The 14,083-nt window shown below is 72.4% G+C and carries 7 protein-coding genes; 2 read left to right on the top strand and 5 right to left on the bottom strand.

Annotated elements, in window-relative coordinates; translation table 11 throughout:
• Positions 1-57 precede the first annotated feature (57 nt).
• Positions 58-3,984: a hypothetical protein gene (locus HZB25_02570; protein MBI5836107.1), complete on the bottom strand. Its 3,927-nt coding sequence runs from the start codon at positions 3,982-3,984 to the stop codon at positions 58-60.
• Between the two features lie 8 nt (positions 3,985-3,992).
• Entirely contained in the window at positions 3,993-4,817 is an 825-nt protein-coding gene (locus HZB25_02575) for a hypothetical protein (GenBank protein MBI5836108.1), read from the bottom strand.
• A gap of 148 nt (positions 4,818-4,965) precedes the next feature.
• Between HZB25_02575 and HZB25_02580 the strand changes: the two genes are divergently transcribed.
• Positions 4,966-6,906 (top strand): hypothetical protein, encoded by a 1,941-nt coding sequence (locus HZB25_02580; GenBank protein ID MBI5836109.1) that lies wholly within the window; start codon positions 4,966-4,968, stop codon positions 6,904-6,906.
• Positions 6,906-8,060, top strand: coding sequence for a hypothetical protein (locus HZB25_02585; GenBank protein MBI5836110.1), 1,155 nt, complete (start codon positions 6,906-6,908; stop codon positions 8,058-8,060). Before HZB25_02580 ends, HZB25_02585 begins: the two co-directional genes overlap by 1 nt.
• 195 nt (positions 8,061-8,255) lie before the next feature.
• Here HZB25_02585 and HZB25_02590 read toward each other — a convergent pair whose 3' ends face one another.
• The 3 genes from HZB25_02590 to HZB25_02600 all read right to left on the bottom strand — a co-directional run bounded on the left by HZB25_02590 (position 8,256) and on the right by HZB25_02600 (position 14,036).
• Entirely contained in the window at positions 8,256-10,769 is a 2,514-nt protein-coding gene (locus HZB25_02590) for an Ig-like domain-containing protein (protein MBI5836111.1), read from the bottom strand.
• Between the two features lie 148 nt (positions 10,770-10,917).
• A complete protein-coding gene (locus tag HZB25_02595) occupies positions 10,918-12,516 on the bottom strand; it encodes a hypothetical protein (GenBank protein MBI5836112.1) in 1,599 nt (532 codons plus the stop codon).
• Between the two features lie 35 nt (positions 12,517-12,551).
• Positions 12,552-14,036, bottom strand: a complete 1,485-nt coding sequence (locus HZB25_02600) for a hypothetical protein (protein ID MBI5836113.1) — start codon at positions 14,034-14,036, stop codon at positions 12,552-12,554.
• Between the last annotated feature and the right edge of the window lie 47 nt (positions 14,037-14,083).

The raw sequence follows: 14,083 nt of genomic DNA on the forward strand, positions 1-14,083 counted from the left end.
CCGGGCCGGCGCCGCCCATGCGGGGCCCCGGGTTGGGTCGGGGCATCTGCGGTACGGCTAAGGCAGCAGCACCAGCTTCGAACGCGCCTCGACGGCACCGGCCCGGAAGCGCACCAGGTACACGCCTGCGGGCATGCGACTCGCGGGTTCCCACGTCACCTGCCCGGCCTCCTGTGGGTCCAGCGCGCGCAGGCCCACGCGACGCCCTGCGGCGTCGAAGATCTCGATGCTGCCGCGCTCCGCGTGCAGCGGCACGGCGAACCAGGCCCGGCCGTGCTGCGGGTTGCCCAGCACCTGGAAGCGCGCCGGCGGCGCAGGGCGCTCCAGCGCGGCGCGGTTGACCCTGCCGGCGCCGTCGGCCCACAACACTTCGGTCACGCCGCGCACACCGGAGGGCAGCCGCAGGAAGCGCTCCAAGCCCACCGCGGCCACACCCACCACCGAGCCGTCCACGGCGCGCCACGCGTGCGCGCCTCCGGATTCGCGGCTGGCGCCCCCGCCGGACGTGCCGGATCCGGTCCACTGCACCGCGCGGGCGCCCTCCGGCAGCCGCAGGCCGTGCGCCGCGGCGTCCCAGGTGGCCGAGCCCCGTTCCGCGGAGGCCACCACGGTCCCCGGCGCGGTGGCCCGGGCCGCGAGGTCCACCATGCATACCAGGTCCACCACGTCCACGGCGCCGCTGGTGTCGCAGTCGGAGGCGAACCGCTCGCGCGGGGTGAGCGCGCGGCGGCCCAGGATGGCATCCGCAGCCACGGCCACGTCGGCCAGGGTCACGTGTCCGTCCCCGGTCACGTCGCCCAGCCGGGGTGCGAGGACCTGGAAGAGAACCGGCGGGCTCCACGAGCCGAACGCGGACACGCGCAGCCCCTGCGCCCCCAGCGCCGCGTCGTCGGGAAGGATGAAGTGGGCGGTGAGCGAGTCACCCACGTTCAGCGCGCCGCGGGTCCCTCCCACGCTCACCGAGTCGGCCAGCGCCGAGCCGGGGTCCAAGCCCGTGCCCGTGACGGTGATGCTCACGCCGAACGCCGCGCTGTCCGGAGACACCGAAGCGATCGCCGGCCGCGGCATCACCACCAGCCCGGGGAAGCTGAACGGGATCCCGCGGGGGTTGGTGCCAGTCACCGGGTGCTCGCCCAGGATCGCCGTGGTGTCCACGCTCAGCGGGAAGGCTATGGAATCCGCCAGCGGGAGCGTGGGGGAAGTGGCGGGGCCGTGCACGTCCGCGCCGAAGTCGAAATTGGTTCCCGGCATGAGGTAGATGCCCGCGATGCTCGCGCTGCGGCCCTCCGCACCCCGCCCCAGGTGCCGCGGGCGGACCCGCGGCGTGGCGATCTGGAACGTGGTGTCGCTCACCGAAGCGTGGAACTGGGTCACGGTGACCGGCCGCCAGCCGTTGGACGCCAGCGGCGACACGTCGAACTTCGCCAGCAGCGTGTCGGGGCTCACGTACGTGACCTCGCTCACGGTCACGTCCGATTGCACGTGCACCTGCGCGCCCGGCTCGAAGAAGCGCCCCAGCACCCTCACCGATGACGACGCGCCCGGTCCCAGGAACGGCGGCTGCACCCCGAGGATCCGCGGGGTGGCGGCGTCCACCTGGAACGGGCCGGACTGCGAGGGCGTCAGCAGGTTGTAGCTGGCGGTCAGGCGGTCCGCGGGGGTGCCGCGGCCCACCGTCACCGTTCCGGTCCACGCGCCGGCGGTGAAGGGGCTGGTGGCGGCGCGATCCAGCGTCCCGGTGAGGTCCGTCAGCCCCACGACGCCGTTGAACGTGGGCACCATGTTGTTGTACGCGTCCACCGCGCGCATGGTGACCAGGAAGGGAACGCGCGCCTTCTGCGTGGCGATGGGGGCAAAATCGAAGCCCGCATGCGGGGCGGGCTGCACGGTGAAGGGGGCCGAGACTCCCGTGTGCTTGCTGGCCGGGGGCAGCAGGTCTTCAACATGAATCTTCGTGGTGGCGGCCATGGTGATGGTGCAGTTCACCGTCACCACGCCGGCGGTGAAGGCGCCCGAGTTGAGGGGCGCCAGGGTGCCGCTGTCGTCGGTCATGTTCACGGAACTGGTGAAGTAGGGCGTGGTGCCGCCCAGGTCGTCCAGCGCCCGGATGGTGACCGCGAAGGGGACGCCGGCCACGTACGCCCCGGCGGCCGGCGTGACCGAGAACAGGGCCAGCGACGGCGGGTTCACGTCAATGTAGGCGCTGCTGCCGTGGAACGCGCCGGAGGTGGCGGTCACCTGGTTGAACGCGGTGGTGTCGCTCACCACCACCGTGCCGCTCCACGAGCCGGCCGCGATCGCGCCCGTGGTGGGGGTGATGCGGTGCTTGCGGTCGTCCAGCGTGGCGGTGCCCGCGAAGGAGGAGGTGAGGTTGCCGTAGGCGTCCACGGCGGACACGGTGAGCGGGAACGCCCGGCTCACGACGCGCGCCAGCCGCCGCGACGGGTTCGCCACCTGCGCGGTGTCCGGCGGCGCGGTGACCATGAGCCGCAGCGTCGGGCCCGCCACCACGCTGAACGGCACGGAGAGCCCGGAGTAGCCCACGCCCAGTGCCGCGATCCGGTTCCCCACGCGCGCCCGGGTCACGCGCACGCTGTCCGACCAGATGCCCGCGGTGAAGCCGCCCGTGGCCGAGGGCACGATGGTGCCGGTGCTGTCGCCCAGCTGGACGGCGGTGGTGTAGCTGCCCACGGTGTAGCCGGAATCGTCCACGGCGCGAATCGAGAGCGGGAACTTCACGCCCGCGGTGACGGGGGCGCCGGACACGTTCACGGCGAAGCCGGCCATGTGCTGCGCCGCCACGTGGAAGAGGTTCGAGGAGCCCAGCTTGCCGCTGGCGAAGATCAGGATCGAGTCGGGATCCACGGCCACGGGCACGGTGAACGTCCCCGCCCACACGCCGGCGGTGAACGCCAGCGAGGATGGTGCCAGCAGCCCGCTCACGTCGGTGGCGGACGCGGGCCCCACGAAACCGTCGGCGATGTTGTTGTAGGTGTCGCGCGCCTCCACCCGGCCCGCGAACGGGTGGTTGGCCACCTGGTTCGCCGGAATGGCGCTGAAGACGAAGTGGTGCAGCGGCCCGCCCAGCACCGCGAACGATCCGGAGCGGCCGGTGTGCTGGCTGTCCTGCGCCCGGATGTAGTCGGTGGGCGCCGCGCGCGTGAGCACCGCCCCCAGGAAGATGCCCCGCCCCAGCGTCAGCGCGAGCGGCTGCGAGAGGGTGGCGGTGGAATCCGTGAGCACCACGGTGGTGGCGGTGTCCACGGCGTTCCCGAAGCGATCCACGGCGTCCACCACGAGGTCGAAGGGCGCCCCGGCGGTCTGCGTGCCGAGGACCGCCGGGGCGCTGCCCGACCACCCGCGGACCAGGAACGTGGACACCGCGGTGGAGCGCACCGTGAGGCGCAGCGTGGTGGGAAGCACCGTCGCCGGAACGGTCTTGAAGTTGAGCCCCTGGACCGTGGCGTTCACGTTGCCGGCGGTGGCCGCGCTGACGATGCCGTGCATGTAGAACGTGTCCACCTTGGTGGAGTCCCAGGTGGCCTGCGGCCGGTAGCGGATGCGGATGGTGGTGCCGTTCACTGGATCGCCGGTGATGGAATCGGAGAGGAAGGTGGCCCGGACGCCGGTGACGCTGTCCACCACGTGCGCGCCGGTGGTGGAGAAGCCGGGCAGCGAGGCGTTGCCGCTCCCGGGCAGGAACAGGTGGATCACCACGGTGTCGTTCACCCCCGCGCTGGGCCCCTGCGGCAGGCGCAGGACCAGCCTCCACGCGGCCGTTTCCCCGGCGCGGTTGTTGGTGGTGAGCACGGTGTCCATGGAGAACAGTCGCGCCGGGCCCTGGGCGCGCGCCACTCCGGCCGCGCCCAGCAGGCACGCGAGCGCAAGAAGTGCGGCGATCGCGGGACCGCGCGCGCGCGCCAGGCCCCGCCGCCGGGCGGGCGCCACGCCCCGGTGCGGCCCGCGTGCCGTCGTCCGCAGCATGAGCCGGATCACTTGAACACCACGCTGTCGCCCGCCGCGCTGACGGGCTGGGAGAGGCCGTGGACGCCCGCGGCGGACACGCCCTGCAGGCCCAGCGGCGTCCCGATCAGCGGGGGACAGTCGCCCCCCGGGCAGCTGGCGCGCCGCTCGAAGCGCAGCGTGCACAGGGTCACCGGGCCTCCCGGTCCCAGGCGCTCCCCCGGGGCGTTCCCGTAGAGCAGCACGCGCAGCCGGCCGGGGGCGTTCACCGACCAGTCGAACCCGGCCAGCGAGACGTCGCGGTCGACCACGTGGGCGAAGTCCACCACCACCGGGTTGAAGGTGAGGTCGGCCTGCACCCCGCGCAGCGGGGCGGAGCCGCGGTAGCGCAGCGCCACTTCGAAGGAATCCCCGTGGGCCACCGAGCGGGGCGTGGCCTCCAGGAAGAACTCCACCGAGGGGGCCAGCGTGACGCTCACGCCGATGCTGTCGGCCGGGCGCAGGGTGAAGTAGTCCGAGGTGCCGCGGTAGAACTCGTCGCCGCGGGCGAAGGCGTGCACGCGGATGCGGCGGCCCCCGCCGGCGTGCACGTCCAGGCGGCCGCGGAAGCTGCGGTCCGGGAGGAGTTCCAGGGAGACCGGGCCCGAGAGCACGCCCTCGGCGGCATCCAGGGCCTCCGCGGTGAGGCTGTCCACCATGGAATCGGCCGCGGCCGGCGCGGCCCAGCGCACCGCCAGCGCCACGCGCGCACGGCCCTGGGGCGCGCCCGGGTTGCGGGCGCAGCCGGAGAGTGCGGGCAGCGCGAGGAGCATGGGAATGACGAGGACAGCCAGCCGGGAGCGGATGGAGCGCATGGGACCTCCGGGCCGGATTCAACCCTGTCCCCCCGCCAGTGTCAAGGCGGCCACGGGTGCCGCTTGACGGCCGTGGCACCGGTGAGCAAACTGCCTGCGTACTCCGCGGGCCGACCGCGGGGATCGTCCCACTTCGAAGGAGCTCCCGATGCGCCTCCACCGCGTCCTCCTGTCCGCATGGCTGTGCGCCGCCGCGACAGTGTCCGCCGCGCCGGCAACCGCCGCGCCGGCCGCCACGAAGCCGGCGGGCGACGCCTACACCCGCGCGCGCGACGCCTTCGCCGCCGGACGGGACGCCGAGGTGCTGTCCATCCTCACCCCCGCCGTGGTGTCGAAGCTCAAGTACCGCTCGCACGCCGCGCTGTGGGCGGCCCTGGCTCGCGCGCGCTCCGGGCAGCGTGACGATGCGCTCGCCGGACTGGCCGAGTACCGGGTCACGGGCAAGGAGGGGCCGTTCATAGACCTGGTGGTGGACTTCTACCTCGGCAAGGTCCCGGAGGAGGAGGTGCTGGCCCGCGCGCGCACGGAGCGCACCCGGCTGGAGGCCGACTTCTACCTGGGCGCCTACCACATGTTCGTGGACCCGGTGCCCTCCCGGGCCACCGACCTGCTGTGCGGGGCGGCGATCTCGAAGGACACCCGCTCCAGCGAGGCGGTGCTGGCCCGCGCGCTGGCGAAGGCTCTGCCGGGCGGTCCCTGCGCGCCCGCGACTGCCGCGGCCCGCCGCGACACCACCGCGAAGGCCCCCGTCGCCGCCCTGGACCCCAGGGCTCCGAAGAGGGAGCCCGTGGCGAGACAGACGGCTCCCGCGGCCAAGCCCGCTTCTCCGCCCGAGGCGCCGAAGGAGGGAGCCTCCGAATCGGCAAAGGGCGCCGGGGAGCAGGACGCCGCTGGGACCGGGACACCGGTGGCGACGGAACGCGCGCCCCGGATCACCACGCTGCCCCAGGCAATCGAGGCTGATTCGCTCGTCCACCTCGAGGACGCCATCGCCGGTTACCGCGCCGCGGTCCGGGACGTGAAGGACCCAGAGCTGGCCGCGCTGGTGCGCTCGCGCATCTACGCGCTCACCCGCGACCTCTACGACGAGAGGGCCCGCGCCATGGTGGAGCACGAGGGGCTGCTGGCCCGCGACGCCGGCCCCGAGAACGCCGTCGCCGTGTCGCGGTTCGAGAACCTCTCCGACGAGTCGCGCTGGGCGCCGCTGGAGAAGGGTCTTCCCGCGCTGCTGGCCTCCGACCTGGCCCAGGTGCGCCGGCTCACGGTGCTGGACCGGGTGGAGCTCGAGACCGTGGTGGGCGAGATGAAGCTCTCCCGTGCCGATCTGTTCGACACCAGCAGCGCCCCCCGCATGGGCCGCCTCCTGCGCGCCGGGCGCGTGGTGCTGGGCGCCTACGTGTTCACCGACGACGACCGGGTGCAGATCGAAGCCCGCGTGGTCCGCGTGGCCACCGGCCGCGTGGAGGCCTCCGGGCGCGTGTCCGGGCGCAGCGCGGACTTCTTCAACGTGGAGAAGGAACTGCTGTTCATGCTGCTGGACCGCATGGGGGTGCGCGTGAGCGCCGTGGAGCACGGCACCATCGAGAAGCTGGCGCCCACGCTCGATCTCTCGGCGTTCCTGGCGTACGCCCGCGGGCTGGACCAGGAGGATCGCGGCAGCTGGTCCGGCGCGGCGAAGGCGTATGACGAGGCCGCGGGGCTGGACCCGAACTTCCGGGAGGCTGCCGCCGCGCGGGCCCTGATGAGCCGCGGCGTGGTCACGCGCGAGGACATCGTCGAGGCGATGTCCCGGGCGGCCGCGAAAAAGCCGGTGGCGCACACGGAACCGGACAGGCGCCTGCCCGGGAAAGTGCCCGCCGCACCGGAGACCCACGCGCGCGCCGCCGAGGGCGGGGGGCGCGCGGCCGAGACCGGGGAGCGCTCCGGCGCGGCCGGCGCCGTTTCGCGCGCGCTGGCGCGGGCGTTCGAGACCGACCGCGCCGCGGGATCGGGCCTGCTCCCCAGCCTGGAGACCGGCGAGACCCACGATCGCCGCGACGCCCGCCCCGCGGGCGAGGGAACGGTCATCGTCACCGGGAGGATTCCGTGATGCGCGGCGCGCTTCTTCCGAACTTCGTGGCGCTGGCGCTGGCCGGCGCGCTCCTCTCCCCGCTCCCGGCTGTCGCGCAGATCGCGGTGGAGTCCGCCGACCTGGCGCCGCGCGAGACGCCTTTCCAGGGCTGGGGCGTGTACCGGCAGGTCACGGTGGATTCGGGCGCCACGAAGCTCAGGCTGACCCAGCTCAGCACGCCGGTGAGCCTCAAGGTGCGCCTCGGCGCGCGAGCCTCGCTGGTGCTCTACGGCGCGTACGCGAAGACCGAGGTGGGGCCCGACAGCGGCGGCGCCGCGAAACAGAGTCTCTCCGGCATGACCGACGCGCGCGCGAAGCTGTTCGTCCACTCCGGCGGCACGGTGCTTTCCATAGGCGTGGGGCTGCCCACGGGCAGGCACGCGCTGACGCCAATCGAGGACTTCGTGGCCTCCGTGGCCGCCACCGACCTGTACGGGTTCCGGGTCCGGCGCATGGGCGAGGGCCTGGACGCACAGGCGGGGCTCACGCACGCACGGGAACTCGGACCGCGGGGCGCGGTGGCCCTGGGCGTGGCATTCCTGTATCGCGGCTCCTACAAGCCCTCCCGGGGCGCCGACACGAAGTACCGCCCCGGGGCGGAGGTCTCGGCCAGCGTGGGCTACGACTACAGCACGCCCTCCACCCTGCTGCGCTTCAACGCCACCGGCCGCGCCTACACCAAGGACCAGGTGGACGGTGTTCCGGTGTTCCGCCAGGGCGGCGCGGCGGTGTTCGAGGAGCGCTGGGTGGCGCGCTCCGCCGCCCGGCTGTCCAACGACTTCTCCATGCACCAGGTGCTGAAGGCGGTCAGCGACTTCTACGGGGACGGCGCGGGCAACCCGCTCTCCACCACGGCGGAGAACGGCAGCAGCTTCGGGGCGGCGGAGAGGCTGGAGTTCAACCTGGGCGGTGGCGCGCGCCTGGCGGCGCTGGCCGAGGGGACGATGTACGGGAAGAACGACGCGGGCTTCGAGTCCGCGCACCTGCTGAGCTTCGGTGGCGAGCTGTCCTACGCGCCGTCGGCCCACGCGCTGGCGCGGGTCATGGTGCGCGCGCTCACCGGCGCCGCGGACCCGGGTGACCTGAAGCTCTCGGGGATGGACATCTCGGGCTCGTTGAGAGTGGTGTTCTGACGCAGCACAGGCATCTCCGCCGCCTGCCGCACCTCCCGAAGCAGCGAGGGCCGGGCATCCGCCCGGCCCTCAAGCCATGTCCGCCTTCCCCGACTTCCTCACCCGCCGATGTCGCCGCCACCTCGAACCGGCCAGCACGAGCGCAATCACACCCAGGGCTCCGGCTCCCCAAACGCCTCCGGGGCGCAGCGGGAGTCAGTAGTCGCTGACGCTGAAGGTCCAGACCTTGTCGCCGCCGGGGGTCCCGTTGCCGTCGCCGTCCAGGGTGCGGCCGGAGGCGCTGCGCAGCGTGCCCAGTACCCGCGCGGTCACCGTTTCGCCGGCGGTGAACGGCACGTCCGGGGTGAATGTGAGGTAGCGCCCCACCGCGCTCAGCCGGCCCGCATGCGCGCCGGAAGTCGAGCCCGTCGCCTGCACCGTGTTCGTGCCTACCGAGGTCGGGTCCACGTTCTCGCTCACGTCCACCTTGATCAAGGTCCGCCGCGTGGCCACCGACAGGCTCCCGGGACTCACCGACATCACGCGGAACAGCGCCGACTTGTCGGTCACCGCGCCGGGCGGAGTGGTGTCCACGGGCGGCGGCGGAGGACTTCCCCCGCCGGGCAGCGAGACGCTCCCGACCAGGACCGCGCCCTCGATGTTGCGCAGCGCCACCTGCGTGACGCTGGACCCCAGCGTGCCGTCGTAATTGAGCCGCCGCAGCGCCACCGGCAGGTTCGCCGTGGTGATCGGCGATTCGTTGTCGCTGAACTTCGAGTTCCAGTAGGGCTTGGGCTTCACCAGCACCAGCGCGTTGGTGAAGTAGCGCGCATACACGGTGTACGGCTCGCCGTTCGAGTCCGTGCCGGTCTGGAAGGTGTAGACGCTGTCGTTCTGCGGCGTGCCGAAGTTGTAACCCACCGCCGGCCACCACTGCGTGGACTCCGCCGGGGTGATGCCCTCCACCGACATCCATCCGCAGTAGGCGTTGGGGTTGGCGATCATGCAGAAGTACGCCAGCCCGAACATCCGGTCCCGCTCCTTGGTGATCGTGGCGGGCCCGTAGTCGGCGTTGGCGTAGGACTGGCGGACCAGGAACTCGCCCATGCGCCCGTTGGACGTCTGCTCGCGCGCATAGCGGAACTGCGCGGACGCGCACACGGTGGGCGACTCCAGCCCCCCGCTGCTGATGGTGGTCTTGGGGATGGCCCACGTCTCGCGCTGCACCATGTGGTGCACCGAGTAGGCGAAGTAGCCGCCGCTGTCGCCGCGCACGATCCCGCGCACCGCCTGCGGGTCGAACTGCTGCAGGTGGCTGTCCCCGTAGAACTGCGAACTGTTGCCCTGCAGCCACTTCCCGGCCGACTTCAGGCGCGCGTACACGGTGGAATCGCACACCAGGTGGTCCTGGTGGAAGCGCCGCCCGGGGCCCGCACCGGGGTACTCCAGCACGCTCCCGCCGCTGGTGAAGCCGTAGCTGCCCACGAAGATGGAGTCGGCCAGGTTGCCCACGCCGCCCATCACCGTGATGGAACCGTCCGAGGGGATGCAGTTGTCCTCGTAGATGCCGTCGAGATACTGCCCGCCCGCCACCGGCGTGGTCACCTTCCAGTGGACCCAGTCGGCGCACAGCTGGCGGTACAGGGCGTCGCCCACGTTGGCCGCGTAGCGCTCCGAGACCCAGTAGAACGTGGGGATGCGCGCCTGGGACTTGAAGCGCGCCGAGGCCCCGGGCACCGGCCGCGCCGCGAACTCCGCGTCGCTCACCCAGCCGTCGCCGTTGGCGTCGTTGGCGGCCGCCCAGCCCGGCACGGTGAAGGTGTTGTCGGCGTTCTTCGGCGGGTAGAACTTCTCCTTGCGCAGGTAGCCCCAACGCGGCGCGGTGGCCGGCGTGCGCGTGTTCCGCAGCCGGAGCCAGTACTCGCGCGTGCCGTCCACCGAGAGGAAGCCCCAGTTGGTGGGCGGGGTGAAGCGCACGTGGCCGCTCTGGCGCATGCCGAAGGTGCTGTCATTGACCGAGAGTGCCGCCCACACGGAGTCGCTGCGCAGGTACTCCCACACGGCGGCGAAATCGGCGCTGGCGGCCTGCTTGAGTGAGACATCCACCATTGCGAAGCGGTCGAAGTAGCCCATGTACACGATGTCGCTGGCGCCCTGGAGGAACGCGACGTTGGTGCCCGGATCGCTGCCGTACGCCCAGTAGCTCTGGTCCGTGAGGTAGCCGCCCGAGAACATCACCACGCCCTCGCCCACCGCGCCGCCCAGGCGGTCGTCGAGCGGGGTGTCGTTGTTGAGCGCCACCTTGGTGTCGGTGGAGAAGTGCAGCCACATTCGCTCGAAGTCCTGCCCCAGCGCGGCGCAGGCGTTCTGCAGGGCGGTCCACTTGTCGCGCTGGCCGCCCCGGTTGTTGTTGGTGAAGTTGTCGTAGCGGACGAACTTGAAGTTCGGGTTGTACCTGCGGATGTACTGGGGCCAGTCCTCGTTGCCCGGCTCCACCTCCATGAAGTCGAACTTGGAGGCGAGGATCTGCGCGTCGGCGTCGTTGGCGTTGAACGGCGAGTAGACGATGGTCCAGTTCACGCTGGGGTTGGCGCCCGCCAGCACGGTGGGCGCGCCGGCGACGGCCAGCACCAGGAGCAGGAACAGCGCAAGCGTTCCCGCCATGCGGAAACAGTGGCGCGCTGCGGGCAGAGTGCGGGGCTGGAAGTCCTGGCTGGGTGCGGGAGACATTACACTCTCCATGACGCACATGGTATGCCAGTGTTCCCGCACTCGCAAGAGTCTCGCAAGATGTTGTACTGCAATGGATTATGGTCAGACGTTCGGGGCCAAAAACTGCTCCCTGCCGGCCCTCCGGATGCAAAATGCCCGGGACCGCTCAGGGCCTGATCTCGAAAAACCTCACGCCGGCCGCCTCGAACCCCACGCGAAGGGGATCCCGGGGCACCCGCAGCACCAGCTCCCGGCGCCGTTCCTCCGCGCCGTCCACCCGCAGGGCCTGCTCCTGGATGCCCTCGAGCAGCCGCTCCGAGACAAAGGTCCTCCCCATGCGGCCGCCGGAGGCAGTCCGCAATTCACCCGCGATCTCCGCCTCGCCGTGCGGGCGCGTCCAGATGTCCACCGCGCCGGCGCGGGTGAAGAATATCCACTGGAACGTCCACATGGTCTGCACCGTGCGGTTGAGCTGGCCCTCGTCCAGCTCCCCTCCGAGGTAGACGAGGTCGCCGGGCTGCAAGTGGGGTGCGGCCTCCCGAATCATGCGCATCTGCGGCCGATGGTCCACATTCCCGTTCGGACCGAAGCGGTCCAGGCCGCCCACCACGGGCACCAGCGCGAGCAACGCGGACGCGGCCCACGCGCGCGCGCGACCGCGCGAAGTCCCCAGCACCCACATCAGCGCCGCCGCGGTGAGCGGGACGGCGGCCGCCAGCCACCGCTCCGCATCGTTGCCCTTCCACACCAGCGCGAACAACACCGACGGTCCAGCCCACGCGCCCAGCAGCAGCCAGGTCACGCCCGTTCGCCGCAGCCCCGCGCCGATGCCCAGCGCCAGCAATGCCGCCACGACCAGGTAGGCCGCCACCGGCTTCCACAACCCGTACTCCCACCACACCCGCGCGCTCATCAACTGGTCCCAGCCCTTGCGCTCCGGATCCAGCGCCACGCGCTCCGGCTGCCACATCAGCCGCGTCCAGCCGTAGGCGGCGCGCGCCAGGTTCACCGACGAAACCTGCACCGGCTGCTCGTGCGGCGCCTCCGACATCCACGCGCGGAATCCGCCCGGCCGGGCCGGTTGTACCACCGGCCACGCCGACGCGTACGCCCCGGCGATCAGAGCTGCGCCGACGCCCGCGGCCAGGAGCGCACCCGGAACATGCAAGTGCGTGCGCCCCCCCTGCCGCCGCAGCCCCGCCGCCAGCACCACGGCGGGCGCGGTGAGGATGCCCGGAATCCAGAAGAGAGTCGCCAGCGCCTGCAGCGCCGCGGCGGCCGCGATGCGCGGAGCACGCGTGGGGCGATCCTCTTCGGGCCATGCCAGCAGCATCGCCGCGAGACCCAGCGCGGTGACCACGGTGTAGCCGCACGATCCGTTGGCGTACGACCACCACGCGTAACCCAGCCCGATGGCCGCCGCCCCGAACCCCGCGCCCAATCCGCCGACTCGCCGGCGCAGAAACACCGCCGCCAGCCCCACCCCCACCGCCGACATGAGAATGGTGAAGGTGCGCAGGGGCTGGAATGCCCGGGCCTCCGGGTCGAACAGCCGCGCGGCCTGCCACAGCACCCAGCCCAGCGGCCGCCACAGAAGGTGGCCGGACTCGAAGATCTTGTCCGCGCGGCCGGACTCGATGGCCAGGGCGTAGTGCAGGCTGTCGCCCCACTCTGTGATGGGTGAGAAGAAGTAGACGGCGAGGGCCCCGAGGAAGAAGGCGAGGAACCAGCGCAGGTCCGCGCGGCCGGGCGCCGCCGGGGCCACTTGCGGGCTCCTCGAGGCGCTCCCTCCGAGTACGCTCATCGAGACGTCCCCCCCGCGCGCATGAACACCGCGTAGTCCGGGATGTACTGCAGCCGCCGCGCGGGGCTGCGCATGGAGAGCCGCGTGGCCGGCGAGTCGTCGTGGAAGCCCCGCCGCAGCGCATAGTTCCCGCGGAACCACGGGTCGTCGAGGACCTCCCGGTAGTGCCGCCCGTACAGGCCGATCACGCACACGTCCGGCCGGCGCGCGCGCAGCCAGCCGGCCACGTCCCCGCGGCGGTTCCACGCGGCCGCGTCCGGGGAGACCAGTCCCACCGGGTCCAGGATGCGCCGACCGGAGAACCAGCCGATGTAGCCGATGTCGCCGATGTACACGGAGGCTCCCGCGGCAGTGCTGTCCGCGAGCCAGGTGCCTATGCTCCGGTGAACGCGGTCCAGCAGCTTCTGGCCACCGGCCGCCTCGGCGCGCTGCGCCTCGAGATTGCGGGGGCCGAACGCACACATCGCCCCGAGCACCGCCAGCGTGACGAGGGTCAGCGCGACCTCGCGCGGCCGCTGGCCGGGCGCGCCGAACAGTGCGCCCGCGGCGGTCACCCCCAGGTCGAGGCCCGCCCCCGCCAGCGCGTAAAGCGGCACGAAGTAGGGCGGCAGGTACCACGCATGCACCGGAACGCCGCTGGCCAGGAAGAAGACCAGGTACAGCAGCACCCACCAGGCAACCGGGCGCAGGCCCCGGAGCCAGCCGCCCGCGGCGATCCCCAGCAGGCCCAGCACACCCAGGATGGCGCGCGTGCGTCCCATGTGAAAGGCGCCGAAGATCTCTCCCGGCCCGGCGGCGCCGTACGCGCCGAAGAACGCCCGCTTGGCGGCCACCGAATTCGGAATCGGCGAGCCGAAGTAGATCCACGCGAACACGACCCACGGCAGCACGGTGAGCGTGAACGCCGCCAGCTCCCTCCACGGCACGCGGCCCCGTTCCACCGCGAGCGGCGCGGCCAGCGCAACCAGCAGCAGCGCGCCCTCCGGGTGCGTGAGCGCCGCCAGGCCGGCCACGACGGCCGCGAGCACCGTGCGCCCGCGCGCCTGCAGCAGGAACGCCCCCAGCACCAGGGCCACGTACACGGGCGTCTCCATGCCGCCGATCTCGGTGCCGTACACCTTTGAGAAGGCAAAGAGCTGCAGCACCATGGCGAACACGCCCGCCCACGGCCGGCCCTGGGATTCCAGCAGCGCGTAGAGCAGTGCCGCCGAAGCCAGGTAACCGAGCAGGTCCAGCGGGAAGGCCGCCTGCGGCGCGGGCACGCCGGCGCGCTCCGCCGCGGCCAGCGCCAGCGTGAAGAGCGGCGTGCTGGTGCCCAGCACGCGCTCGCCCGCGTTGTAGGTGAAGCCCTCGCCGGCCGCGATGCGGTGCGCGTAGCGGAAGGTGATGAACGCGTCGTCGTCGGTGAACCGGGGCTCCAGGCGCGAGAGCAACCCCAGGAGCAGCAGGAACATGGCGAGCAGGCGGGTGGATCGGTGCATGGCGCACCGAGGCTAGCACACGCCTCTCGGGGGGCGCCACGAGGGTT

The organism is Candidatus Eisenbacteria bacterium (assembly GCA_016235265.1).
Taxonomy (GTDB): domain Bacteria; phylum Eisenbacteria; class RBG-16-71-46; order RBG-16-71-46; family JACRLI01; genus JACRLI01.

Bases quoted from the DNA above. Each gene is read 5' to 3' on its own strand.
- HZB25_02570 (MBI5836107.1), bottom strand. From the start codon at position 3,984: ATGCTGCGGACGACGGCACGCGGGCCGCACCGGGGCGTGGCGCCCGCC.
- HZB25_02575 (MBI5836108.1), bottom strand. From the start codon at position 4,817: ATGCGCTCCATCCGCTCCCGGCTGGCTGTCCTCGTCATTCCCATGCTC.
- HZB25_02580 (MBI5836109.1), top strand. From the start codon at position 4,966: ATGCGCCTCCACCGCGTCCTCCTGTCCGCATGGCTGTGCGCCGCCGCG.
- HZB25_02585 (MBI5836110.1), top strand. From the start codon at position 6,906: ATGCGCGGCGCGCTTCTTCCGAACTTCGTGGCGCTGGCGCTGGCCGGC.
- HZB25_02590 (MBI5836111.1), bottom strand. From the start codon at position 10,769: ATGTCTCCCGCACCCAGCCAGGACTTCCAGCCCCGCACTCTGCCCGCA.
- HZB25_02600 (MBI5836113.1), bottom strand. From the start codon at position 14,036: ATGCACCGATCCACCCGCCTGCTCGCCATGTTCCTGCTGCTCCTGGGG.